This window comes from Streptomyces sp. NPDC059477, assembly GCF_042749375.1.
GTDB lineage: Bacteria > Actinomycetota > Actinomycetes > Streptomycetales > Streptomycetaceae > Streptomyces.
This window is the reverse complement of record NZ_JBHYUG010000005.1, coordinates 117,070-137,502: the sequence shown is the minus strand read 5'-3', so window position 1 is coordinate 137,502 and position 20,433 is coordinate 117,070. Positions and strand designations below refer to the sequence as shown.

The 20,433-nt window shown below is 72.8% G+C and carries 17 protein-coding genes; 6 read left to right on the top strand and 11 right to left on the bottom strand.

The features are described from left to right. Positions 1–36: 36 nt before the first annotated feature. Positions 37–240: a DUF397 domain-containing protein gene (locus ACFXAZ_RS04355; protein ID WP_384584819.1), complete on the bottom strand. Its 204-nt coding sequence runs from the start codon at positions 238–240 to the stop codon at positions 37–39. Then, the gene (locus tag ACFXAZ_RS04350; protein ID WP_384584816.1) at positions 209–1,072 is read right to left on the bottom strand and encodes a Scr1 family TA system antitoxin-like transcriptional regulator; all 864 of its coding nucleotides are present in this window, start codon (positions 1,070–1,072) and stop codon (positions 209–211) included. The genes ACFXAZ_RS04355 and ACFXAZ_RS04350 overlap by 32 nt, the downstream gene beginning before the upstream one ends. Positions 1,073–1,190: 118 nt before the next feature. Here ACFXAZ_RS04350 and ACFXAZ_RS04345 point away from each other — a divergent pair, with 118 nt between their 5' ends. Both ACFXAZ_RS04345 and ACFXAZ_RS04340 read left to right on the top strand, forming a co-directional pair. Continuing rightward, entirely contained in the window at positions 1,191–1,391 is a 201-nt protein-coding gene (locus ACFXAZ_RS04345) for a hypothetical protein (protein ID WP_382680469.1), read from the top strand. Further along, the gene (locus tag ACFXAZ_RS04340; RefSeq protein ID WP_384584812.1) at positions 1,388–1,804 is read left to right on the top strand and encodes an ATP-binding protein; all 417 of its coding nucleotides are present in this window, start codon (positions 1,388–1,390) and stop codon (positions 1,802–1,804) included. The genes ACFXAZ_RS04345 and ACFXAZ_RS04340 overlap by 4 nt, the downstream gene beginning before the upstream one ends. Positions 1,805–1,815: 11 nt before the next feature. Here the strand turns inward: ACFXAZ_RS04340 and purH are convergent, their stop codons facing one another. Together purH and purN are read right to left on the bottom strand one after the other, a co-directional pair. Next, on the bottom strand, positions 1,816–3,420 hold the full coding sequence (gene purH, locus ACFXAZ_RS04335; protein ID WP_384584809.1) for a bifunctional phosphoribosylaminoimidazolecarboxamide formyltransferase/IMP cyclohydrolase: 1,605 nt from the start codon (positions 3,418–3,420) through the stop codon (positions 1,816–1,818). Next, positions 3,417–4,061, bottom strand: coding sequence for a phosphoribosylglycinamide formyltransferase (gene purN, locus ACFXAZ_RS04330; RefSeq protein ID WP_384584961.1), 645 nt, complete (start codon positions 4,059–4,061; stop codon positions 3,417–3,419). Before purN ends, purH begins: the two co-directional genes overlap by 4 nt. A gap of 353 nt (positions 4,062–4,414) precedes the next feature. On the opposite strand from purN, the gene ACFXAZ_RS04325 reads away from it, so the two are divergent. Beyond that, the gene (locus ACFXAZ_RS04325; RefSeq protein WP_384584807.1) at positions 4,415–5,272 is read left to right on the top strand and encodes a hypothetical protein; all 858 of its coding nucleotides are present in this window, start codon (positions 4,415–4,417) and stop codon (positions 5,270–5,272) included. Here ACFXAZ_RS04325 and ACFXAZ_RS04320 read toward each other — a convergent pair. Then, positions 5,269–6,786 (bottom strand): DUF6350 family protein, encoded by a 1,518-nt coding sequence (locus tag ACFXAZ_RS04320; RefSeq protein WP_384584804.1) that lies wholly within the window; start codon positions 6,784–6,786, stop codon positions 5,269–5,271. The two genes, ACFXAZ_RS04325 and ACFXAZ_RS04320, sit on opposite strands and share 4 nt — an antisense overlap. A gap of 96 nt (positions 6,787–6,882) precedes the next feature. Between ACFXAZ_RS04320 and ACFXAZ_RS04315 the strand changes: the two genes are divergently transcribed. Then, a complete protein-coding gene (locus tag ACFXAZ_RS04315; protein WP_384584801.1) occupies positions 6,883–8,187 on the top strand; it encodes a helix-turn-helix domain-containing protein in 1,305 nt (434 codons plus the stop codon). Positions 8,188–8,399: 212 nt separating this feature from the next. On the opposite strand, the gene sucD is transcribed toward ACFXAZ_RS04315, so the two are convergent. The 5 genes from sucD to ACFXAZ_RS04290 form a co-directional block, all read right to left on the bottom strand. Then, positions 8,400–9,284: a succinate--CoA ligase subunit alpha gene (sucD, locus tag ACFXAZ_RS04310; RefSeq protein ID WP_382680462.1), complete on the bottom strand. Its 885-nt coding sequence runs from the start codon at positions 9,282–9,284 to the stop codon at positions 8,400–8,402. A 27-nt stretch (positions 9,285–9,311) separates the two neighbouring features. Next, positions 9,312–10,493: an ADP-forming succinate--CoA ligase subunit beta gene (sucC, locus tag ACFXAZ_RS04305; protein WP_384584798.1), complete on the bottom strand. Its 1,182-nt coding sequence runs from the start codon at positions 10,491–10,493 to the stop codon at positions 9,312–9,314. Between the two features lie 365 nt (positions 10,494–10,858). Beyond that, positions 10,859–12,163: a vWA domain-containing protein gene (locus ACFXAZ_RS04300; RefSeq protein WP_384584795.1), complete on the bottom strand. Its 1,305-nt coding sequence runs from the start codon at positions 12,161–12,163 to the stop codon at positions 10,859–10,861. A gap of 215 nt (positions 12,164–12,378) precedes the next feature. Continuing rightward, on the bottom strand, positions 12,379–14,769 hold the full coding sequence (locus tag ACFXAZ_RS04295) for a DUF5682 family protein (protein ID WP_384584792.1): 2,391 nt from the start codon (positions 14,767–14,769) through the stop codon (positions 12,379–12,381). Positions 14,770–14,943: 174 nt separating this feature from the next. Then, complete coding sequence (locus tag ACFXAZ_RS04290; RefSeq protein WP_384584790.1) at positions 14,944–16,134, bottom strand: AAA family ATPase; 1,191 nt, start codon at positions 16,132–16,134, stop codon at positions 14,944–14,946. A 131-nt stretch (positions 16,135–16,265) separates the two neighbouring features. On the opposite strand from ACFXAZ_RS04290, the gene ACFXAZ_RS04285 reads away from it, so the two are divergent. After that, positions 16,266–17,618, top strand: coding sequence for an SWIM zinc finger family protein (locus ACFXAZ_RS04285; protein ID WP_384584787.1), 1,353 nt, complete (start codon positions 16,266–16,268; stop codon positions 17,616–17,618). A gap of 279 nt (positions 17,619–17,897) precedes the next feature. After that, a complete protein-coding gene (locus ACFXAZ_RS04280) occupies positions 17,898–19,583 on the top strand; it encodes a DUF5691 domain-containing protein (RefSeq protein ID WP_384584785.1) in 1,686 nt (561 codons plus the stop codon). Positions 19,584–19,634: 51 nt separating this feature from the next. On the opposite strand, the gene ACFXAZ_RS04275 is transcribed toward ACFXAZ_RS04280, so the two are convergent. Then, entirely contained in the window at positions 19,635–20,057 is a 423-nt protein-coding gene (locus tag ACFXAZ_RS04275) for a cobalamin B12-binding domain-containing protein (RefSeq protein WP_384584782.1), read from the bottom strand. Between the last annotated feature and the right edge of the window lie 376 nt (positions 20,058–20,433).

Below are 20,433 nucleotides of genomic sequence, written 5' to 3'. Positions count from 1 at the left end.
TAGCGCTCCGCGAGGGGCAGGAATGGGCCGTCTTCGTCACGCCTTCACGGCGGTGACGAAGGCGGCCCAAGCGTTTGTGGAGAGGAGGAGGGTGGGGCCTTCGGGCGCCTTCGAGTCGCGGACCGGGGTGACGCTGGGGAAGTTAGTGGCGACTTCTACGCAGTCTGCCCCGTACTCCTCGCTGAAACTGCTCTTGCGCCAAGCCGCGCTACGCAGGTCGGGCTTCCTTGTCGGCTTCATCTCTGTAGGTCCTCGCTGCTTCGTCGATCAGTGCCAGGGACGCCTCGGGTGAGAGTGCGGCGGCCCGGAGCAGATCGTACGCCTGGCGGTACTGACGCACGAGCGGCGGATAGTCGATCATCTGACCCACGAAGTTGCCGTCCGCCCACACCAATTGCGGGGAATCGGCAAAGGTCATGATCTTGGCCGTGCCGCGCCTGAGGGGATGCCAGAAGGTCGTTTCCGGAACGATCTGGAAAACGCTCTGCGTGGACCGGATCAGTGCGGCGACGTGCTCCAACTGCTCGGCCATCACGACCGCTGAGAGCGGCGTGTTCCGGATGACCGACTCCCGCACGATCGCCCAGTACTGGGGGCGGTCGGGGAGTTCCCACAGCTTCGCGCGCGCCATGCGGGCACTGATGCGTTCCGCCGCCGTCTCCGGCGTGGTGTAGGGGGCCCCATGGCGAATGAGCCCGCTCATGTACGCCGCCGTCTGGAGCAGGCCGGGGATGATCTCGGGCTGCCATTCCTCCAGCGACATCGCCTGCTTCTCTAGGTCGGGCACGTCCTCGAAGTTCGCGGAATGCCCCACCCGCCGCGCCTTGGCCGTGTCTTCACACCGCCGCTCGAAAAACCCGTCCGTTCCCAGCTTCTTGTCGACATGCCGGGCCAGGTCGGGCGGCATCCGGCGCTCACCCCGTTCGATCAGACTGAGATACGAGGCCCCCCGAAAGCTCCCTTCAACCATCTGTTCCAGAGTCAGCCCCGCCAATTCACGGCGATACCGCAACTCGGCGCCGTAGAAGGAAGGAATGCTCTCGGACGCGTCGGGGTCCTTCTTCGCGGGCACAACCCACCACCACCGTTCAACAGTTGCTCGTGTCCAGCAGAAACCCCTTTCACGGTACGCCCCTTCACGCCACTCTGTGAGGGATTCGTCACACCCCGCACACGGAGGCGTACCCCCCATGACCCCCCACCACGAGATCGACGTCCACGTAGAAGACCTGCGCGCGGCCTTAAAGGCCCACGGCATCACGCTGCCCTCGCTCGGTCTGGATCTACCGGCGTTCGCAGGCTCGGGGATGCCCCTGGTGTCACTCGGCAACTGCAACACCGCCACCGCCCAGGCCCTCGTCAAGGTCTTGCGGGAGGCGAGGGCGGAGTGATCGGCGAACTCACGGCCGAGGAGACCATGACGCTCGCGTTCGTCGCGGATCGCGAGCTGGTGTCCGAGGCGCGGCAGGCGGTCCGGATCTACCTGGGCAGGCCCTGCCCCGACGTACAACTGTGCCTCAGCGAGCTGCTGGCCAATGTGATCCGGCATGTCGGCGAGGGCACGCCCGTGACCGTGCGGCTCACGCGGGCGGCTGACGGCCGTACCCGACTGGAGGTCACGGACTCCGGACCGCCCGCCGTCCTGGTCGCACGAGACCCCGGCCGGTATGAAGAGACCGGCCGGGGCCTGATGCTGCTCGACGCGATCGCCGAGCGGTGGGGCATGGTCGGGGAGACGGACGGCAAGACGGTGTGGTGCGAGCTGGCCGCCGAGGAGCCGCCCGACACTCCCCGGGGTTTCTGAGAGAGCGGCGGTCAGTGGAAGAAGTGCCGGGTCCCCGTGAAGTACATCGTCACGCCGGCCTTCTTCGCCGCCTCCACGACCTGCTCGTCCCGGACCGAACCGCCCGGCTGGACCACGGCCTTGACCCCGGCGTCGGTCAGGATCTCCAGGCCGTCCGGGAAGGGGAAGAACGCGTCGGAGGCGGCGTACGCCCCCTGCGCGCGGTCGGCGCCCGCGCGGGCGACGGCGAGCTTCGCGGAGTCGACCCGGTTGACCTGGCCCATGCCGACGCCGACGGAGGCGCCGTCCTTGGCGAGGAGGATGGCGTTGGACTTGACCGCGCGGCACGCCTTCCAGGCGAAGGCGAGTTCGCGCAGCTCGGCGGGGGTGAGGGCCTCGCCGGTGGCCAGGGTCCAGTTCGCCGGGTCGTCGCCGTCGGCCTGGAGGCGGTCGGTGACCTGGAGCAGCGCGCCGCCGTCGATGGCCTTGACCTCGACGGGGTTGGCGGGGGCGCCGGGCGCGGTGAGGACCCGGATGTTCTTCTTGCGGGAGAGGGCCTCCAGCGCGCCGTCCTCGTACCCGGGCGCCACGATGACCTCGGTGAAGATCTCCGCGACCTGCTCGGCCATCTCCTTGCTGACCGGCCGGTTGACGGCGATCACGCCGCCGAACGCGGACAGCGGGTCACAGGCGTGCGCCTTGCGGTGCGCCTCGGCCACATCCGCGCCGATCGCGATCCCGCACGGGTTGGCGTGCTTGATGATCGCGACGCAGGGCTCGTCGTGGTCGTAGGCGGCCCGGCGGGCGGCGTCCGTGTCCGTGTAGTTGTTGTACGACATCTCCTTGCCGTGCGACTGCTCCGCGCGGGCGAGGCCGCCGCCCGCCGGGTCGACGTACAGGGCCGCGGGCTGGTGCGGGTTCTCGCCGTAGCGCAGGGTGTTCTCGCGCTCCCAGGTGGCGCCGAGGAAGTCGGGGAACGGGGAGTCGTCGACGGGCGCGTACTCGCTCGCGAACCAGCTCGCCACGGCCACGTCGTAGGCGGCCGTGTGCTGGAACGCCTCGGCGGCCAGCCGCTTGCGGGTGCGCAGGTCGAAGCCGCCCGAGCCGACCGCCGCGAGCACGTCCGCGTAGCGGGCGGGGCTGGTGACGACGGCGACGGAGGGGTGGTTCTTGGCGGCGGCGCGGACCATGGAGGGGCCGCCGATGTCGATCTGCTCGACGCATTCGTCGGGGGAGGCGCCGGAGGCGACCGTCTCGCGGAACGGGTAGAGGTTCACGACGACCAGGTCGAAGGGCTCCACGCCCAGCTCGGTGAGCTGCTCGCGGTGGGTGGCGAGGCGCAGGTCGGCGAGGATGCCCGCGTGCACCTTGGGGTGCAGGGTCTTGACCCGGCCGTCCAGGCACTCGGGGAAGCCGGTCAGCTCCTCGACCTTGGTGACGGGGACGCCCGCGGCGGCGATCTTCGCGGCCGTGGAACCGGTCGAGACGAGCTGGACCCCGGCGGCGTGCAGCCCCTGGGCCAGCTCTTCCAGGCCGGTCTTGTCGTACACGCTGACCAGCGCGCGGCGGATACCCCGCTTGCCGTTGCTCTCGGCGGTCCCGGTGGACCCGGCGGACCCGGCGTTTTCGGCGGTCACTGGATAACTACCTTTCGTCCCTCGATGCGATAGCCGTTGCGGGCGAGCCGCCCCACGACATCGACGAGCAGCCTTCGCTCGACTTCCTTGATGCGCTCGTGCAGCGCGCTCTCGTCGTCCTCGTCCCGGATCTCGACCACGCCCTGGGCGATGATCGGGCCGGTGTCGACGCCGTCGTCGACGAAGTGGACGGTGCAGCCGGTGACCCTGGCGCCGTACGCGAGCGCGTCACGGACGCCGTGGGCGCCGGGAAAACTGGGCAGCAGGGCCGGGTGCGTGTTCACCAGCCGCCCGCCGAAGCGGGCCAGGAACTCCTTGCCGACGATCTTCATGAACCCGGCGGACACCACGAGGTCGGGTTCGTGGGCGGCGACCGCCTCGGCGAGGGCGGCGTCCCATTCCTCGCGGGTCGCGTAGTCCTTCACCCTGCGCACAAAGGTCGGCAGCCCGGCCCGCTCGGCACGGGCCAGCCCCTCGATGCCGGTACGGTCCGCGCCGACGGCCACGATCTCGGCGCCGTAGCGCGCGACGCCGGTCTCGGCGATGGCGTCGAGCAGCGCCTGGAGGTTGGTGCCCGATCCGGAGACCAGCACGACAAGGCGCTTGACACGCTCGGCCACGGGTCGGCCCTTTCTGGAGATACGTCGATGTCCTGGTCCTATGGGGTCGGCGGATGTTTGTGCGTTCGCGTTTACGCGTCCGCGTTTGTGCGCTCGCGTTTGTGCGTCCGCGTTTGTGCGTTCGTACGAATGCTTCGCGCCCCCGGATACGGGGAAGCCTACGAAGCGGCCGACCGTCAGCAACGATACCGGCACACCGGACAGCCCCCACGGGACGGGGGCGTGGCCGGAAGGTAGCGTCTGGGGGAGCCGGGTCGGGAACGTGCGTGGCGAGCGAAGCGTTTCATAAGGTGATGGCCCGGTCACCGCACCGCAGCCGTACCCACCGAGCCGCAACCGCAAGGTTTCAACCACCAAGGGATGACGCTCACTTGATGCCGGACCGCAGCCTGAGACCCCTCATGCCGACCCCGCTGCCGGAGCGGGGAGGGCGGCGCAGCGGTGTGCTGCTGCGGGACCGCCCCTCGTCGGCGCCGGATGCCTCGTCCGGGCGGACCGGTTCCGGGCACTCCGGGAACCCTGGCGGTTCCGGGCAGGACGACAATCCCTTCGCGCCGCCGCCGGAGGGCAGCCCGGACCGCCCCTGGCAGCCGCGCCGCCCGGACGGCGCCGATGGCCCGCCCGGTAATGGGAACGGCTCCTCCGGCTCGTCCGGTTCGTCCGGTTCTCCGGATGACGGTTCGCGTGGCGGGGAGGGGGGTGGTGGTCCGGTCTGGGGCAGTGGGTGGAGCGACCAGCAGCCCGGCCGCTCCTCGGGGGGTGGCTTCGGCGATCGCCCCGGCGGCAGGCCCGACGGCCCCACCGGTCCCGGTGGCGGACCCACTCCGCGCTGGGACCCGACCGACCCCGCCCAGCGCCGTGCGCGGTACGCGCTCCTCGGCGGCATGTGGGCCTTCTTCTTCGCCCTCTTCAGCTGGCCGTACGTGGCGCTGCTGCTCGGCGCGCTCGCCCTGTACTGGGGCATCAGCGCGCTGAACACCAAGCCGCGTACGCCGGACCCGGACAGCCCGGCGCCGCAGCAGCCGACCGGCGGACGGCCGCAGACCACGGCGGCGGTCAGCGGCATCGTGGCGGCGTCCCTCGCGATCGTGCTGGTCGGCGCCACGTTCGTGGCCCAGCTGGTGTACAGCGACTACTACACGTGCCGCAGCGACGCCCTCACCAATGAGCAGCGGCAGTCCTGTGACCGGCTGCTGCCGGAGCAGTTGCGGGACGTGCTGGGGCAGGGTTAGCCGTCGCCGGTTCCCGCGCCGGTACGTCCAGCGGGCTTTTGTTTCGACGCCGTCCGGGAGGGCTCCTGGGCGGCGTCGGTGTGTTTGCCGGTGTGCTTGTCCGTGTGTTTGCCGGTGTGTTTGGGGGCGCGGCGCTGCGCTCGGAGCCGCCAGCCCCGTACGACCAGGGCGGTCGGGAGGCCCAGCAGGGCTGTCCAGGCCAGGGTGGCCGTGCCGGTCTGCCACCACACCGGGCCGAAGCGGGCCAGGGCGGACGCGCCGAGGGGGCCGCCGGAGAGGGCGCCGAGGAGGGCGAGGGCGGCGGCGCACAGGAGGGCGGCGAGGAAAGTGAAAGCGAGGGTGCGGCGGGCGGACCAGGGGGGCGGGGCGTAGTCGTACGGGGGGTGGGGGGCGGTGGCCGGGTCCGGAAGGGGGGCCGGGGGGCGTACCGCCGCGGTCGCCATGAACCAGCCGAGCGTCAGGCCCGCCGCCACCGGGATCGCCGCGGTCGCCCAGGTCAGGGGGGTGCCGGGGCCGGTGGCGGGTACGGCGGACAGCAGCGGGAAGGGGGGCAGCAGCGGGCCCGGCGCGGAGGCGAGGGGGCCGGTGGTGTGGCCGACGCCGAGGAGGAAGCCGGGGCCGAGGGCGTAGGCGGCGCCCCAGATCGCGGCGTTGGGGACCAGCGCCAGACAGAGCAGGAAGACCGCGAACCGTCCCGACCAGCCCTCCGTCAGCTGCCCGAAGGCGGCGACGGCGGCCGAGGTGTGTCCGAGCAGTGAGGCCGCGACCAGCAGGGAACCGCCGCCGACCAGCACCGCCGTACCGGCCGCCGCACCGCGCACCGCCTCGCCGTAGCGGTCCCGGGCGACGGGCGGCATCAGCGGGCGGCGCAGTCGGCGCGGCAGCCTGACCAGCAGCCCGAGGAACGGCTCGTGGGGGCGCCCGTACGCCGTCCAGACCCCGGCACCGGCCGCCACCACCGCGACCAGCGGAACACAGCCGACGGCCCAGGGCCAGGAAGGGCGCAGGTCACCGCCGGTGGCGTAGAGGGCAGCCGCCGCGCCGACGGCGACATAGCCGAGGACGACGCCCGCCCACGCCGTACGCGCGGACGACGGGGTGTGGCCCTCGGCGGCGCGGTCGACGGCGTCCCGGGCGGCGCGGTGGAGGAGGAAGAGGGGGACGGCGAGGAGCAGCAGCGGGGTGAGGCCGACGGGGGCGGCGGCACCGGAGAGGGTGTCGGCGCGGACCAGTTCGGCGCCGTGCGCGAGCAGCCAGAGCGCGGCGGCGACATGCAGGGCGCCACCGGGGCCGCTGTCGGGGTAGGGCGAGCTGATCCACAGCATCGTCACCAGGACGGCGAACGAGCCGAGCCCCAGCCCGGCCGCGACCGCGCCGCCCAGCATGCCCGAGACGATGCCGGGCGAGCGCCCGCGCAGCCGGGTCAGTTGCCGGGTGAGCGGCGGCGGCAGGTGGGGCAGGCGGGAAGGGGGGCGACCTGTCGGGCGATCGGTCATCGGGATCACGTGCGCCATGCTCCCAACGACACACGCTTTCCCGCCGTAACAGGCGAAGTTCCGAAGTGTCGCCCAATATATGTTTATGTACTTTATCGAGCGAAGGGGCGCCCTGTGACACGGAGTCCTGCCACTCCGCTCCCGCCGCCCAAGGAGTGCCGACGGCTGCGCGAGGCCGCCTCATTGACACAGGCTCAGCTCGCCACCCAGGTCGGTGTCACCCGCGAGACGGTACGCGCCTGGGAGACCGGGCGTACTACCCCGCGCGGACGCAAGCGCGAGACGTACGCGAAGGTGCTGGCGCGGCTGGCCGGGGCGGCCGACGCGGCAGAAGGGGCAGCCAGGGAGGTCGAGGGGGCGGCCGGGGAGGCGGAGGGGACGGCCGAGCCGGAGAGGACGGCCGAGCCGCGGAGGCCGGAGCCGTCGAGGAAAACCCCGCGGCCGAAGAAGGCGGCGGCGCAGGAAAGGCCGGTCCGGGACATCGCCCCGGACATCGAGGTGAGCGCACGTCAGGAGCCATTGGCCATGCCCGTACACCAGAAGCAGCCGATGCCGGGGGTCGCGCAGACGGTGACGGCGGTCGCGGAATCCGTGTCCGCCGGTCCGCCGGAGGAGACCGGGTCACTGACCCCCGATCAGGCGTTCGACGCGCTGTACACCTTCTGCGCGCCCGCCCTCGTACGGCAGACGTATCTGCTGTGCGGGCGGCGGGAGCTGGCGCGGGAGTCGGTGGAACGGGCGTTCCAACTGGCCTGGCAGCGCTGGCCCGAGGTCGCGGTGGACCGGGACCCGGCGGGCTGGGTCCGCGCGGCGGCGTACGAGTACGCGCTCGCCCCCTGGCACCGCTACCGCCCGCGATACCGCCATCCGGAGGCCCCTCCGGCGGACCCGGCCGACCGCGCCCTGCTCGGCTCGCTCCTGGCCCTGCCCGCACCGCACCGCCGCACGCTGCTCCTCTACGACGGCGTGGGGCTGGACCTGGCGGACACGGCGGCGGAGACGGAGGCGAGCACTCCGGCGGCGGCGACCCGTCTGATGCACGCCCGCGAGACGGTCGCCGGGTGGCTGCCCGAGCTGGCCGACCCGTCCGTCCTGCACGACCGGCTGGCCCGGCTCGCCTCCGCGGAACGGCTCCGCGCCGCCCAGCCCAAGCCGGTCCGCCTGGCCGGCGAACGCCGGGCCCGCTTCTGGACCCGGGCCGCCATCGCCTTCACGGTGGCCCTGATCGGCGCAACAGCCCTGACCGTCCGCACGGCCCCCACCCAGTACGAGCCCCCGATCCCCCCCGGCCAAACCGTCCGAGGAGTCCCCCCCAAACCGGCCCCGGGCCCCCTGTCAGCCGAACAACTCGCCCTCCGAGAAAAACTGAGGAACGAATCAGCAACGGGCCCGGAACGCCTGATCCCAAGGGTGGAGTGAGCCCTGCCGCAGCGGCAGCGACGACGACTGCGAACGCGAGCCGCCCCCACCCCCACAGGGGCACGGGGAACTGCGCGACCAGCCCACCACCGCCCCGCAGCCGAACAACCCGCCGGATCCCGCCGAAACACGCAAACGCGCCGCCAGCGAAAACGCCGATAGGCCCGCCCCCACGCCGGGGACGGGCCTACGGACGCTCAGCCGAACCGACCTCAGCCGGCCAAAACCTCGCGGGCGAGCCTCGCCGTCTCGGTAGGCGTCTTGCCGACCTTGACCCCGGCGGCCTCAAGCGCCTCCTTCTTGGCCTGCGCCGTCCCGGACGACCCGGACACGATCGCCCCGGCATGCCCCATCGTCTTGCCCTCGGGCGCGGTGAACCCGGCGACATACCCGACGACCGGCTTCGTCACGTTGTCCTTGATGAACGCAGCCGCCCGCTCCTCCGCGTCCCCTCCGATCTCACCGATCATCACGATCAGATCGGTGTCGGGGTCATCCTGGAACGCCGCCAGCGCGTCGATGTGCGTGGTCCCGATGATCGGGTCCCCACCGATACCGACGGCCGTCGAGAACCCGATGTCCCGCAGCTCGTACAGCATCTGGTACGTCAGCGTGCCCGACTTCGACACCAGCCCGATCCGCCCCGGCTTGGTGATGTCGCCCGGGATGATCCCGACGTTCGACTGACCGACGGTGATGATCCCGGGGCAGTTCGGACCGATGATCCGCGTCTTGTTGCCCTTCTTCCCGGCGTACGCCCAGAAGGACGCCGAGTCGTGGACGGCGATGCCCTCGGTGATCACGACGGCCAGCGGAATCTCGGCGTCGATCGCCTCGACCACCGCGTCCTTGGTGAACTTCTCCGGCACGAAGATCACGGAGACATTCGCACCGGTCTTCTCGATGGCCTCCTTGACGGTCCCGAACACGGGTACCTCGGTGCCGTCGAAGTCCACGGTCTGCCCCGCCTTGCGCGGGTTCACCCCGCCCACGACGCTGGTGCCGTCGCCGAGCATGAGCTTGGTGTGCTTCATGCCCGTGGCGCCGGTCATGCCCTGGACGATGACCTTGCTGTCCTTGTTGAGCCAGATAGCCATGGTGTGTTGTGTCCTCGTCCTGAGTGCTTACTTAGCGGCGTGGGCCAGCTCGGCGGCCCGGTCGGCCGCGCCGTCCATGGTGTCGACGCGCTGCACCAGCGGGTGATTGGCGTCGGTGAGGATCTTGCGACCCAGTTCGGCGTTGTTGCCGTCGAGGCGGACGACCAGCGGCTTGGTGACGGCGTCACCGCGGTCCGCGAGCAGCTGGAGCGCCTGGACGATGCCGTTGGCGACCTCGTCGCACGCGGTGATGCCACCGAAGACATTGACGAAGACGGACTTGACGTCCGGGTCCCCGAGGATGATCTCCAGACCGTTGGCCATCACCTGCGCGGAGGCGCCACCACCGATGTCCAGGAAGTTCGCCGGCTTGACGTTGCCGTGGTTCTCACCGGCGTACGCGACGACGTCCAGGGTGGACATGACCAGCCCGGCACCGTTGCCGATGATGCCGACCTCGCCGTCCAGCTTGACGTAGTTGAGGTTCTTCTCCTTGGCGGCGGCCTCCAGCGGGTTGGCCGCGGCCTTGTCGTGGAACTCCTCGAAGTCCGGGTGCCGGAACTCCGCGTTGTCGTCCAGCGACACCTTGCCGTCGAGCGCGAGAACAGCGCCGGAGGCGACCTTGGCCAGCGGGTTCACCTCGACCAGGAGGGCGTCCTCCTTGATGAACACGTCCCACAGCTTGACCAGGACATCGGCGACCTTGTCGGCGACCTCGGCCGGGAACTTCGCGGCCTCGACGATCTCGCGCGCCTTCTCGGGCGTCACCCCGTCGATGGCGTCGATCGGCGTCTTCGCGACGGCCTCCGGACGGTTGGCGGCCACCTCCTCGATGTCCATGCCGCCCTCGACGGAGGCGATGGAGAGGAAGGTGCGGTTGGCGCGGTCCAGGAGGAAGGAGACGTAGTACTCCTCGGCGATCTCCGGCGCGGTCTCGGCGATCATCACCTTGTGGACCGTGTGGCCCTTGATGTCCATGCCGAGGATGTCCGTCGCACGGGCGACGGCCTCGTCCGCGGTCGCGGCCAGCTTGACGCCGCCGGCCTTTCCGCGGCCACCGACCTTCACCTGGGCCTTGACGACGGACTTGCCGCCCAGCCGCTCGGTGATCCCGCGCGCCGCCTCAGGCGTGTCGATGACTTCACCGGCCAGCACCGGTACATCGTGCTTGGCGAAGAGGTCCCTCGCCTGGTACTCGAACAGGTCCACGCGCTTCCGTCCCTATCAGTGATCTCGCGGTTCGTTGGATGCGTGGGCGTGCCGCGAAGGGCAACGTGACGTCCGCATGGGTCACAGGGGAAGCGCACACGGTGTCCGAGCGCGCGGCATGTCCGTCTCGCAGGTTATCGCTGCTTACCGAAGGCCCCTAAATCGAGAGTCACACATGAGCGGTGATACCCGTCACATGATGCCGCATTTCACGGCACGGAGTGTCACTAGACACTATTCACATCTATCCCCCATTAGCCCACATACCCCATTCAGTCACATCCCCATCGGGCCACATCCCGCACCCGGCCGCGTCACGCACTCAGCCACATCCCGCACTCGGCCACATCTCGCACCCGGCCGCGTCACGTCCCGTCCGGTACCGGAAGCGGCCGTTTCTCGATCGCCGCCGCCATGACGTCCGGGAACAGATCCGGCGTACACGCGAACACCGGCACGCCCAGCGCCGCGAGCGCCGCCGCGTGCTCCCGGTCGTGGGCGGGCGCCCCCTCGTCCGACAGCGCGAGCAGCGCCACGAACTGCACGCCCGACGCCTTCAGCGCCGCCACCCGCTTGAGCATCTCGTCGCGGATGCCCCCTTCGTAGAGATCGCTGATCAGCACGACCACGGTGTCCGCGGGCCGCGTGATCCGTGACTGGCAGTACGCCAGCGCCCGGTTGATGTCCGTACCGCCCCCGAGCTGCGTGCCGAACAGCACGTCCACCGGATCGTCGAGCTGATCCGTCAGATCCACCACCGCCGTGTCGAACACCACCAGCCGCGTACCGATCGACCGCATCGACGCCAGCACCGCCCCGAACACCGACGCGTACACCACCGACGCCGCCATCGACCCCGACTGGTCGATACAGAGCACGACCTCCTTCTTCATCGCCCGCGAGGCCCGCCCGTACCCCACGAGCCGCTCGGGGACGACCGTCCGCCGCTCCGGGAGGTAGTGCTTGAGGTTGGCCGCGATCGTGCGGTTCCAGTCGATGTCCCGGTGGCGTGGGCGGGTGACCCGGGCGCTGCGGTCGAGCGCCCCGGTGAGCGTGGCCCGGGTCCGCGCGGCCAGCCGCTTCTCCAGATCGTCGACGACCTTGCGCACCACCGCCCGCGCGGTCTCCTTCGTCGTGTCGGGCATCGCCTTGTTCAGCGACAGCAGCGTGCCCACCAGGTGCACGTCCGCCTCCACCGCCTGGAGCATCTCCGGCTCCAGCAGCAGCGTCGACAGCCCGAGCCGGTCGATCGCGTCCCGCTGCATCACCTGCACCACGGACGCCGGGAAGTACGTCCGGATGTCCCCGAGCCACCGCGCCACGGCCGGCGCCGAAGCCCCCAGCCCCGCCGACCGCTCCTTCCCCGACCGCCCCTTCTTCCCATAGAGCGCGGAGAGCGCCCCGTCCATCCCGGCGTCCCGCCCGACCAACCCGTACCCGGTCCCGTCGGCCCCCTCCCCACCCCCAAGCACCAACCGCCACCGCCGCAACCGCTCCTCCACCACACCGAGCCCCCCACCGGCTCCGGTCTCCGCCAGGGCCACATCCCCAACCCCGGCCCCAACCCCAACCCCGGCCCTGCCCGCAGACCCGGCCCCGGCCCCGGCCCCGGCCCCGGCCCCCGACACGACCCCGGCTCCCGCCCCGGACCTAGACCCGGCTGGAGTCATAGCCCCAGACCCGGCCACCGCCCCAACCCCGCCGCCGGATTCAGCCACGGCTCGGGTCGCAGACCCAGCCGCGGACGCGGCCCCGGCTTCGGCCCCCACCTCGGCCACCGCCCCAACTCCGACTCCGACTCCGGCTCCGACTCCGACTCCGACTCCGGCTCCGGCTCCGGCTCCGGCTCCGGCCACCGCACCGCTGCCCACCACGCCCCCGTCCGTCACGCCCCCACCCCCAGCAACAACCGCACCACCGGCACCACCGCGTCCGCCCGCCCCGTATCGAGCCCGTCCCCGAATCCGGGTATCCCGGCCCCCGCCCCGACGGCCGCCGCCCGCTGCCCCGGCCCCCGCCGCACCAGTTCACCGAGGGTGCGCCGCACCCCGGCCTCGTACTCGGCGAACGTCCGGCGCAGCAGCGGCAGCACATCCGTGAACGCCTCCGCCGACACCCCCGTCAGCCAGGTGTCCACCAGCCCCAGCAGCCGCTCGTCGTGCACCAGCAGCATCCCGCCCCCGGAGCCGCCCCCGACGAACCCCTCGATCCACGCCGCCGCGTCCCCCGGCCGCGTCCCCGGTGACAGCGCCAGCCCCATCAGCCGCGCCGCCCCGTCCTGGTCCAGCCGCCCGGCGTCCAGCAGCAGGCGGGCCGCCCGCCCCCGGATCACCCCCGGTACGGTGTCCCGTCCCGCCAGCACCCCGAGCACCTCACGCCACCGCTCCAGCAACCCACCCGCACCGGCACCGGCGTCGCTCCCCGCCCCTTCTCCTGCCGTCCCCTCTCCCATCGCCCCCTCGGCAAGCAGCCCCACCGCCCCGTGCACCGCGTCCACATGGCGCCGCATCTCGTCGGCCGCGTCCCGGTCGAGCGCGGCGCAGGCCGGTGGCAGACCGACGAAGATCCGCTCGGCGAGCCCGGCGGCGACCTCGGCGAGCGCCCCCGTGTCCGTGCCCCGCACATCCCCGTACCGCAGGGAACGGACCAGCGCGGGCAGCGCCTGGGCGAGGTGCCCGACGTCCGCGTCGAGGGCCGCGCGGTCGGCCAGGATCCGCATCACCGCCGGGAGCGCGTCGGGCAGCTCCGCCAGCAGACACCGTTCCGCCAGCGCCGTGACCTCGGCCAGACCCGGCGCCGCCACCGCGTCCGCCGCCGCCTTGGCGGTCGCCGCGCCGAGCACGGTCGTGCCCCACACCCCCGCCTCCGCGACCCGCACCACCAGCTCCGGCTCCCACCGCAGCCGCCAGGTCTCCCGGAAAGTGCCGGTGCTTCCCCGCGACTCCGCCGGCTCCCCCCACGCCACGCCCAGCAGCCGCAGCCGGTGCAGCAGCCTCCCGCGCCCGGCGTCAATCTCCTTGCGCAGGTCCAGCTCCAGCTCCCGCTCCCGTGCCTCCGGTTTCATCCGCAGTCTGCGCTGCGCCCGGTCCAGGTCCCGCTGCAACGGCACCGCCGGAGCCGCCGAGGGCACCTCCCCCAGCACATCCCCGACCACCAGCCGGTCCCGCACCAGCGCCAGCGGGACATCCGAGCCCTCGCACATCACCGCCCGCACCGCGTCGGTCGTCTCACCGAGCCCCGGCAGCGGACGCCCCCGCATCACCGCCAGCGTCTCCGCCAACCGCACCGCCTCGATGACATGGGCGGACGACACGACACGGTCCTCGGCCCGCAACAGCCCCGCCACCTTGGCCATCCACCGCTCGACCGGCCGGTCCGGCGCCGCGAACAGATGCCCGTACCAGCCCGGCGAGTCGACACCCGCCCCGTATCCCCCGGCCCGTGCCAGCCGCCGGTACGTCCACGGCACCCACGTCATGTCCGCCTTGACCTTGGGCAGCCCCTTCACCAGCGCCCGGTCCGCCGCCACGGCCGTCCGCTCCCGCAGCGCCGGGACATGCCACGCCCCGCACACCACGGCCACGCCGTCCCCGAACTCCCGCCGGGCCGCCCGCACCTGGAGCCGCATGTACGCCTCCCGCACGAGATCCCGCTCGTGCCCACCGCTCCCGTACGCCTCCCGCAGCGCCCCCATCGCCTCCGCCACCACCCCGAACGGCGCGAACACGTCCCCACCGACCCCCCGGTGCTCGACGACGTCCTCCCACCACCGCTCGGGATCGTCATAGCCCCCGGCGGCGGCCAGCACGGCCAGCGGATCGATCCGGACGTCCCGCGCCCCCTCCCCGGGACCGTCGCCCCCGCCGGTCTCACCCGCATCGGGCGCCCCCGCCTCCCCATCCCTCTCCCACGCCAGCGTGTGCGTCGCCGGGAGGTCGATGAAGCGGGCCGGTACCCCGCGCTCCACGGCCCAGCGCAGGGCGATCCACTCCGGGGAGAACTCGGCGAGCGGCCAGAACGCCGACCGGCCGGGCTCGTCCACGGCATGGGCGAGCAGCGCGACCGGCGGGCGCATGGCGGCGTCACCGGCCAGCGGGATCAGCCCGTCCGCCTCGGGCGGCCCCTCGATCAGCACCACCCGGGGCCGCGCCGCGTCCAGCGCCGCCCGCACCGCCCGCGCGGACCCCGGCCCGTGATGCCGCACCCCCAGCAACAGCGGCTCGCCCCCGGACGCGCGCGGCGCTCCCCCGCCCCCGTCCCCCTCAGCAACCGTCATCGCGTCCTCCGCGCGATCCGCGTCCCGCCCCCCGTCGCCGACCCCGGACTCCCCCGCCCCGACCGGCGAACGGCCACCCCAGGTCCTTCTCCTCGTCGCTCACCGCACCACTCACCTCGTCGCTCACCTCGTCGCTCACCTCGTAGTTCCTCGGGCCGCTGCCCAGCTGCCTGTTCACGCGCTCACCTCCCGGCACGCCCGGTAGAAGTCCGTCCAGCCGTCACGCTCGCGAACGACCGCCTCCAGGTACTCCTGCCAGACCACCCGGTCGGCGGCCGGGTCCCGGACGACGGCGCCGAGGATGCCCGCCGCCATGTCGCCGGCCCTCAGCACGCCGTCACCGAAGTGGGCGGCGAGGGCAAGACCGCTGGTCACCACGGAGATGGCCTCGGCGGTGGACAGCGTGCCGCTGGGCGACTTCACCTTCGTACGGCCGTCGGCGGTGACCCCGTCGCGCAGTTCGCGGAAGACGGTCACGACCCGGCGGATCTCGTCGACGCCGTCGGGGACGGCGGGCAGGTCCAGCGAGCGGCCGATCTGATCGACGCGCCGGGAGACGATGTCGACCTCGACGTCGACGCTCTCCGGCAGCGGCAGCACCACCGTGTTGAAGCGGCGGCGCAAGGCGCTGGACAGGTCGTTGACCCCGCGGTCGCGGTCGTTGGCCGTGGCGATGAGGTTGAAGCCGCGCACGGCCTGGACCTCCGAGCCCAGCTCCGGTATCGGCAGTGTCTTCTCGGACAGGATCGTGATCAGTGAGTCCTGTACGTCGGCCGGGATGCGGGTCAGCTCCTCCACCCGGGCCGTCATCCCCTGGGCCATGGCCCGCATGACCGGGCTGGGCACCAGGGCGTCATGAGTGGGGCCGTGGGCGAGCAACTGCGCGTAGTTCCACCCGTACCGGATCGCCTCCTCCGGGGTGCCCGCCGTGCCCTGGACCAGCAGGGTCGAGTCGCCGCTGACGGCGGCGGCCAGATGCTCGGACACCCATGTCTTCGCCGTGCCGGGCACGCCGAGCAGCAGGAGGGCGCGGTCGGTGGCGAGGGTGCTGACGGCGACCTCGACGATCCGGCGCGGACCCACGTACTTCGGGGTGATCTCCGTGCCGTCGGGCAGGGTGCCGCCGAGCAGATAGGTCGCCACCGCCCAGGGCGACAGCCGCCAGCGGGCCGGGCGCGGCCGGTCGTCCTGCGCGGCCAGCGCCGCGAGTTCCCCCGCGAAGACGTCCTCGGCGTGCGGGCGCAGCAGCTCGGCTCCCGCCTGGTCATGTGGATCGGCCGAATTCCCGTCGGCTGGCTTCTCTTCGACGGGCTTCTCTTCGACGGGCTTCTCTTCGGCGGACTTCTTTTCGGCGGACACGGACATGGCTGAGGCCCCCTCCAGCTCGGCCGGTTCGGATCTGACTCCACCATGCACCACCCCACTGACAATCGCTCTGACCTGCGAAAACGTGCTCGCTGGGCCGATTGTCAGTGGGGGGATCTACCTTCGATGTCATGACTGAGCAGGGGGTGCGCTGGACCGCGGACCAGGTGCTGGCACTGGCACCTGACGCGGCGTCACGCAAAGCGGGGAGCAAGCTCGGCACGGCCGGTCCGTGGTCCGGGGCGGGCAGTTCGCGGGAGGGGACGGTGTGGGGGCAGTGCGAGGGCAGCGGCAGCACGCCGTATCAAACGGTCGTCGATCTCGCGGACAGCACGGACGGCGGCGGGCCCGCGTACCGGTGCAGTTGTCCGAGCCGGAAGTTTCCGTGCAAGCACGCGCTGGGGCTGCTGCTGCTCTGGGCGGACGGGGACGCCGTGGTGCCGGTCGGCGCGGTGCCGGACTGGGTGGCGGGGTGGACAGAGGGGAGAAGGGAGCGCGCGGAGGGGGAGCGGACCGCGCCGGGCGGCGCCACCGCTGATCCCGGGGCGGCGCGGCGCCGGGCGGAGCGCCGGGCCGAGCGGGTCACGGCGGGCGCGACCGAGCTGGAGCGGCGCCTCGCCGATCTGCTGCGCGGCGGCCTGGCCACGGCGGAGGGCGCGGGGTACGGGCTGTGGGAGGAGACGGCCGCCCGCATGGTCGACGCCCAGGCCCCCGGACTCGCGTCGAGAGCGAGGGAGTTGGGGTCGATACCGGCGTCGGGGCCCGGCTGGCCCGTGCGGCTGCTGGAGGAGTGCGCGCTGCTGCACCTCCTCGACCGGGGCTGGCTGCACCGCGAGTTGCTCCCGGACGACCTGGCGGCCACCGTCCGCTCCCGGATCGGCCTGCCCGCCTCGGCGGACGGACCACCGACGCGCGACCACTGGCTGGTCCTCGCCCAGTACGACACGGCCGACCCGAAGCTGACGACCCGCCGCATCTGGCTGTACGGCACCGACTCGGACCGCACGGCGCTGATCCTGTCGTACGGCGCGGCCGGCCGCTCCCCCGAGATCACCCTGCCGGTCGGCCTCACCCTGGACGCCGAACTGTCCACCTACCCGGGCGCCCACCGGCTACGGGCGGCGCTGGGCGAGCAGTTCACGCCCCCGGCCCCCACCGCCGTACGGCCCCCGGGCGGTACGACGGCCCAGGCCGCCGCCCGCTACGGCGACGCGCTGCGGCACGATCCCTGGCTGGAGTCGGTCCCGGTGACCCTGGACCGGGTCGTACCGACACCGGACGGCGACTCCTGGCAACTGGCCGACGCCGACGGGGACACGGCCCTGCCGCTCACCCCGGCCGCCCGGAACCGCCCCGGCCTGTGGCGCCTGGTCGCCCTGTCCGGCGGCGCCCCCGTCAAGGTCTTCGGCGAATGCGGCCACCACGGCTTCACCCCCCTGACGGCCTGGCCGCGGGACCCGGGCGAGGCCATACCCCTCACCTAGAACCACCGACCCGGCCAAGCCCCACTGCACCCCTCGCACAAGACCCCGGGTGAACCACTCGGACAACACCTCGGCACACCCCTCCTACAGGACCGGGCGCACCTTCCGGACAAGACCCCGGCGCACCCCGCACCCCAGACCCCTGAGCACCACTGCACCAGACCTCAGGCGCACTACCGACACCAGCCCCCGGAGCACCACCCCGACGCGATCCCACGGCACCACTCGCACCAGGCCCCAGGCGCACAGCCCGCCTCCCCCGGACCGGAAAGGACCCCCATGAACCGGCCCTCCACCCCGGCCACCACACCCCCCTCACCGGTTGCCGCCCCCGACCCGCCCACATCACCCGGCTTGGCGGCCCCACCCGCCCCTCCTCCCCCTTGGGAGGACCTCGTCACCGCCGCCCTGCTCGGCACCGAGCGCCGGACCCCGGCCGGTGTCCCGCCCGGACGTGAGGCACCGGCCGCGCTGCTGGACGCGGCGGCCCTGGAGACCGTACGGCGGCGGGCCGGGCTGCGTCCCGCGCGGGCGGCGCGGCGGCCGGAGCCCGCGCCCGAGGACCCTCGCCCAGCGCTCCCCACGGCCGCCGCCCGCAGACTCGCCCAGCTCCTGGACGACCGCCCCGGCGGGGCCGGCGGCAGCCGCCGAGGCACCGCCCCGGACCTGATGGAGCTGCTCCCCCAATGGCTCGCGGCAGCGAACGCCCACGGGTACGCGGCACCCCCGCAGGCGCTGCCCGCGCTGCTGAACGCGGCCCGGGGCCGTACGGATCTGCGCCCGGCGGCACTGGCGTTCGCGGGGAAGCGGGCGTTGTGGCTGGCGCGGCTGAATCCGGACTGGCGGTTCGCCCTGCGGTCGACTCCGGGCGGCGGGGCGGCGCTGCCGGACCTGGACGACGGCGAGCGGGTGCGTCGGCTGTGGCAGGAGGGGCTGTTCGCCGAGCGGGTCGCCCTGCTGTCCGCGATACGGGCGGGCAGACCGGCCGCCGCGCGGGAGTTGCTCGCCGCGACCTGGCAGACCGAGCGGGCCGAGGACCGGCTGATGTTCCTCGACTCGCTGCGGACGGAACTCTCCGGCGCCGACGAAGCGTTCCTCGAACAGGCACTGTCCGACCGGAGCCGCAATGTGCGGGCCACGGCGGCGGAGTTGCTGTCGGCGCTGCCCGGTTCGGCGCTCGCCGCGCGGATGGCGGTCCGGGCGTGGTCGTGCGTGGCCCTGGACCCGCTGCGCGACACCCCGACGATCGCGGTCGAGGCGCCGCACGAGTGCGACGCGGCGATGGAGCGGGACGGCGTGGCGCCCAAGGCGCCGAGCGGGCGGGGCGAACGGTCATGGTGGCTGGGCCAGTTGGTGGAGGCCGCGCCGCTGGCGACCTGGCCGGACCGGCTGGGCGCCCGTACGCCGGAGGAGATCGTGGCACTGCCGGTGGCCGACGACTGGCGGGGCGAGCTGCACGCGGCGTGGTGCCGGGCGGCCGTACGGCAGCGGGACGCCGGCTGGTCGCGGGCGCTGCTCGGCGCCCCGTCCGCGCCGGAAGCGGGCGGGCCGGGGGCGGTGTCGCTGGCCGAGCGAGCCCGGCTCCTCGGGACGCTGGAGGCGGACGAACGGGCGGCGTGGGTCGCCGGGTTCATCGCCGCGCACGGGCTGTCGGAGGCGTTCCAGCTGCTCGGGGTGTGCGCGGTGCCGTGGTCGGGGCCGCTGGGCGGGGCGGTGGTCGACGCGCTCGACATCGCGCGGGACACGGGGAACTACCCATGGAGTTTCAGTGGGGTGATGGGCCTGGCCGAGCGCTGCCTCGACCCGGCCGAGGCAAGCCGTTTCGACGGCCTGCTCGCCGTACCGGAGGAACCGGAGGACGCGTCACCGGGCGCGGGCGGGTACTGGGCGGAGGCGTTCCAGCGGCTGGTCACGACGCTGCGGCTGCGGGCGGCGATGACGGCGGAGCTGAGGCAGCGGAGCTGAGGCAGGGGCGGGAGTAGGGCGTGGGGCAGGGAGAGGGCGTCGGGGGCGTGCTCAGCCCTCCGATGCCGCCGGGTGCCGCGCGTTCTCCCTCACCCACTCCACGATCGAAGTCGTGGTCGCCCCGGGGGTGAAGATCGCGGCGACGCCCTTCGCCTTCAGTTCCGGAATGTCCTCCTCGGGGATGATCCCGCCGCCGAAGACCAGGATGTCCGCCGCGTCGCGCTCCTTGAGGAGGCCGATCACGGCGGAGAAGAGCGTGTTGTGGGCGCCGGAGAGGATGGACAGCCCGATGGCGTCGGCGTCCTCCTGGATCGCGGTGTCGACGACCTGCTCGGGCGTCTGGTGGAGCCCGGTGTAGATGACCTCCATACCGGCGTCGCGCAGCGCCCGCGCGATCACCTTGGCGCCCCGGTCGTGGCCGTCGAGCCCCGGCTTGGCCACCACCACGCGGATCGGACCGGCTGCCACACCCATCACTGCCTCCTGCCTCCATGAAGCGACGTCATCCCTCCGCACCGACAATATGCGGCATTACAGGGCAATATCACACATATCCCCCACACGCACCTCGGCCCGGGCAGACGAGTGAAGTGAACGAGCGTTGTCTCCAGCATCCCGCAACCGGCAGTTTCACGGTCGGGACCAACGGGGAAATCACATAATGGGACACATCCACAGCGCGTCGCCCCAGCGCTCCGCGGTCGAGGGACCGCAAGCGTCCGTGGTTCAGGGACCACGGGAGGGACCACACGCACCGGGAGCCGCAACGAGGTCGTGGGCGCCCCCCCCCCCCCGCCCCCCGCCGCGGGGGGGGGGGGCCCCCCGCGCCCCCCCCCCGGGCCCGCCCCCC

Bases quoted from the DNA above. Each gene is read 5' to 3' on its own strand.
- ACFXAZ_RS04355 (WP_384584819.1), bottom strand. From the start codon at position 240: ATGAAGCCGACAAGGAAGCCCGACCTGCGTAGCGCGGCTTGGCGCAAG.
- ACFXAZ_RS04345 (WP_382680469.1), top strand. From the start codon at position 1,191: ATGACCCCCCACCACGAGATCGACGTCCACGTAGAAGACCTGCGCGCG.
- ACFXAZ_RS04325 (WP_384584807.1), top strand. From the start codon at position 4,415: ATGCCGGACCGCAGCCTGAGACCCCTCATGCCGACCCCGCTGCCGGAG.
- ACFXAZ_RS04320 (WP_384584804.1), bottom strand. From the start codon at position 6,786: ATGGCGCACGTGATCCCGATGACCGATCGCCCGACAGGTCGCCCCCCT.
- sucD (WP_382680462.1), bottom strand. From the start codon at position 9,284: ATGGCTATCTGGCTCAACAAGGACAGCAAGGTCATCGTCCAGGGCATG.
- ACFXAZ_RS04300 (WP_384584795.1), bottom strand. From the start codon at position 12,163: ATGACTCCAGCCGGGTCTAGGTCCGGGGCGGGAGCCGGGGTCGTGTCG.
- ACFXAZ_RS04295 (WP_384584792.1), bottom strand. From the start codon at position 14,769: ATGACGGTTGCTGAGGGGGACGGGGGCGGGGGAGCGCCGCGCGCGTCC.
- ACFXAZ_RS04290 (WP_384584790.1), bottom strand. From the start codon at position 16,134: ATGTCCGTGTCCGCCGAAAAGAAGTCCGCCGAAGAGAAGCCCGTCGAA.
- ACFXAZ_RS04285 (WP_384584787.1), top strand. From the start codon at position 16,266: ATGACTGAGCAGGGGGTGCGCTGGACCGCGGACCAGGTGCTGGCACTG.
- ACFXAZ_RS04280 (WP_384584785.1), top strand. From the start codon at position 17,898: ATGAACCGGCCCTCCACCCCGGCCACCACACCCCCCTCACCGGTTGCC.
- ACFXAZ_RS04275 (WP_384584782.1), bottom strand. From the start codon at position 20,057: ATGGGTGTGGCAGCCGGTCCGATCCGCGTGGTGGTGGCCAAGCCGGGG.